Source organism: Sinomonas sp. G460-2 (genome assembly GCF_047759905.1).
Lineage (GTDB): Bacteria > Actinomycetota > Actinomycetes > Actinomycetales > Micrococcaceae > Sinomonas.
The window spans coordinates 1-2,738 of sequence record NZ_JBKZWT010000406.1 but is presented as its reverse complement, the minus strand read 5'-3'; the positions used below and the strand labels follow the sequence as shown (position 1 = coordinate 2,738).

Here is a 2,738-nt window from a genome sequence, read left to right as displayed (position 1 = left end):
AGGCGCGGGTGGCCTCTTGGGCGCCACGACGCCGTCGTCTGCCCTGGTGACCGCGCTGCAGACTGACGCCTCGAAGTACACGTGGGCGGCCGCCGTCGTCGGTTCGAACAACGCCGCCGGCTACCAGCTCGCCACGCAGCTCCCGGTCATGGCCATCGGCGGCTTCAACGGCACGGACCCTGCCCCCACGCTCGCGCAGTTCCAGCAGCTCGTGAAGGAGGGGAAGATCCACTACTTCATCGCGGCGAGCCTCATGCAGGGCTCCACCGGCTCGAACGACGCACAGCAGATCGAGCAGTGGGTCGAGGCCAACTTCCAGGCGCAGACCATCGGCAACGTCACGGTCTACGCGGTCGGCAGCTAGCCCAGCCGGGCAGCTCGCCCCAAATCGCGTCACCGTCCGCGAGGAAGCGCCCCCCTCGCAACGGCAGTTACCTTCTCGCGAGGAAGCGCCCCCCTCGCAAACGGCAGTTACCTTCTCGCTAGGAAGCGCCCCTCAAGCGGACTTCCGGACGAGAAGGTAACTGCCGCCCTGCGTTGAAGGCGTCGGCGTTCAAGACGTCGGCGTTCAAGCCATCCCGCGCTAGGCGTTCTGCTTGTACGGCATGTACTGCACGGCCCACTTATTGCCGTCGGGGTCCGTGAAGTACACGAAGTGCCCCCAGTCCTGGATGTCGATCTCGCTGCAGTCCACGCCGTTGCCCTTGAGGTGGTCGTAGGCGGCCTGGATGTCGTTGACCACGAGCTGGAGGCTCGGAGCCGTTCCCGGAGGGGCGTCGTTGAGCCCCTCGCCGATCGCGATCGAGCACCCCGAGCCGGGCGGCGTGAGCTGGACGAAGCGCAGATTCTCGTTGACGCGCTCGTCGTAGTCGGCGTTGAAGCCCACCTTGTTGACGTAGAAGTCCTTGGCCCGATCGACGTCGGACACGGGCACGAACACCAGTTCAAGCTTCCATTCCATGCCCCCAACGCTAGAAGCGGACGGGGCCGGCGGGTAGGCCTCACGGACCCCCTGCGGACAGGTTGTGTCCGCAGCAAAAGGGCCGGGCAGAAGTGCCGAAAAAAATTTGTGCCTCCCGCGTGACTTTCCTCGAAAGCGGGTCGGTTAAGGCGACGTAGGGCCGACCGCGGCGGTCCTCCCAACCACTTCGACCCTTCCTGAGGAGCTCTCCATGTCCGTCTTCAGTGTTCTCGCTTCCAGCAAGCTCGCCGCGAGCGCGATCGCCGTCGGCGCCATCGCCGTTGGCGGTGCCGGCACGGCTGCTTACGCCAACGCCCTCCCCACGCCGGTCCAGCAGGCCGCGCACAACATCATCGGCGCCCCGTCCCCCAACGTGGACTCCACGGTGGCCAACGGCACCGCGACGGCTCAGAAGGCGGCCGGCCAGGCTGCCTCGGCTGCTCCGTCCACGCCGGCCCTTCCGTCCGCCCCGGCCGCCGCGCTCCCGAGCACGCCGGACCTGAGCGCCGCGAACCTCGCGAACCTCTGCCAGACGTTCGTCAAGGGCGGTCTGACCGCTGGCTCGGTGGACCTCAACAACCTCACGGCCGCCGCGCACGGTGACGCCAACGTCTCGTCGTTCTGCTCGACCACGCTGTCCGCGGCCGGTGCCAGCGGCTCCGCTCAGGCTGGCGCGAACGTCTCCGCCGGCGCCGACGGCTCCGCGACCCTCCCGTCGCTGCCCGCGGTTCCGGCCGTCCCGGCGCTGCCGTCCACCCCGGCCCTCCCGTCGACCCCGGCCCTCCCGGGTGCGGCTTCGGGCCTCGCGGATCAGGCCACCAGCGCGGTGCGCCCGTAACACCTTCGCCGCCAAACTGAGGTAGGCTGGCAAGTCGTTTCTGGGGGCCCGGCCCACTCCGGGCCCCCATCGGCCAGCACGAGACCGGCGGCTGCACGCCCTGACGAGGGCACGGTGCGCCGGCCAGAATGCCAGAAAGGTAGACCGCTTGGAGCAGCAAGAGGAGACCTTCCGCGAGAACCCCTCTGTGGATTCTGGCGATCAGGGCGAACTCTTCACCGCCGCCTACCGAGCGTATTCACCGTCCGTGCTCGGCTATCTGCGTGCCCGGGGCGTCGACGACCCCGAGGCCATCACGCAGGACGTTTTCCTCTCGCTCTATTCGCGCCTCTCCCCCCAAGGCAGCGGGCCCGGCCTCAGAGGCGGGCTCGACGGCGCCAAGGCTCTCCTCTTCACGATCGCCCACTCCCGAACGGTCGATCATTACCGCCGCCGCGAGCGCACCCCCACGCTCGTCCCCCACGATCCGGAGTCTGATCCCCGGACCACCTCGCTCACGGCGGAAGAAGCAGCCCTCGCCGGAACCGGAGTCATGAGCCTGCTCGACGGGCTCACCGAAGATCACCGCGAAGTCCTGCTCCTGCGGGTGGTGGCGGATCTGTCCATCGAACAGTCCGCCGACGTCATGGGCCGGACGACCGGCGCCATCAAACAGCTTCAGCGACGCGCCTTGGACGCGCTCCGAAGCCAAGCTCTCATCACAGAACAGAGCCACTCATGAACCCGACACCCGATCCCGAAGATCTCCTGGTGATCGAGCAGCTCCTCGCAGACACCGAGCCTGAGGACGCCGAGGACCTGCGTCCCCTGCTCGAGAACCTCCGTTCGTTCGCGCACGCCGGTCCCGTCGAGCCGAGCCCTGCCGTCGCGGCACTCCTCCTTCCCGAGCCGGCGTCCGGCGAACCGGCGGCCGCGCCGACCGAAGCCCTGACCGCCGTG

General features: G+C 68.5%; 4 protein-coding genes and 1 pseudogene. 4 read left to right on the top strand and 1 reads right to left on the bottom strand.

The features are described 5' to 3' along the window. Positions 1 to 364: pseudogene (locus tag ACLN58_RS20565) on the top strand (glycosyl transferase); the annotation flags it as partial. Between the two features lie 219 nt (positions 365 to 583). On the opposite strand, the gene ACLN58_RS20560 reads toward ACLN58_RS20565, so the two are convergent. Continuing rightward, complete coding sequence (locus ACLN58_RS20560) at positions 584 to 961, bottom strand: glyoxalase superfamily protein (protein ID WP_415857088.1); 378 nt, start codon at positions 959 to 961, stop codon at positions 584 to 586. Between the two features lie 211 nt (positions 962 to 1,172). Here ACLN58_RS20560 and ACLN58_RS20555 point away from each other — a divergent pair, with 211 nt between their 5' ends. The 3 genes from ACLN58_RS20555 to ACLN58_RS20545 all read left to right on the top strand — a co-directional run. After that, a complete protein-coding gene (locus ACLN58_RS20555; protein WP_415857087.1) occupies positions 1,173 to 1,799 on the top strand; it encodes a protein tyrosine phosphatase in 627 nt (208 codons plus the stop codon). Between the two features lie 148 nt (positions 1,800 to 1,947). Continuing rightward, a complete protein-coding gene (locus ACLN58_RS20550) occupies positions 1,948 to 2,520 on the top strand; it encodes an RNA polymerase sigma factor (RefSeq protein WP_415857086.1) in 573 nt (190 codons plus the stop codon). Then, a partial coding sequence (locus ACLN58_RS20545) for a hypothetical protein (protein ID WP_415857085.1) occupies positions 2,517 to 2,738 on the top strand: 222 nt, incomplete at its 3' end. The genes ACLN58_RS20550 and ACLN58_RS20545, both read left to right, overlap by 4 nt.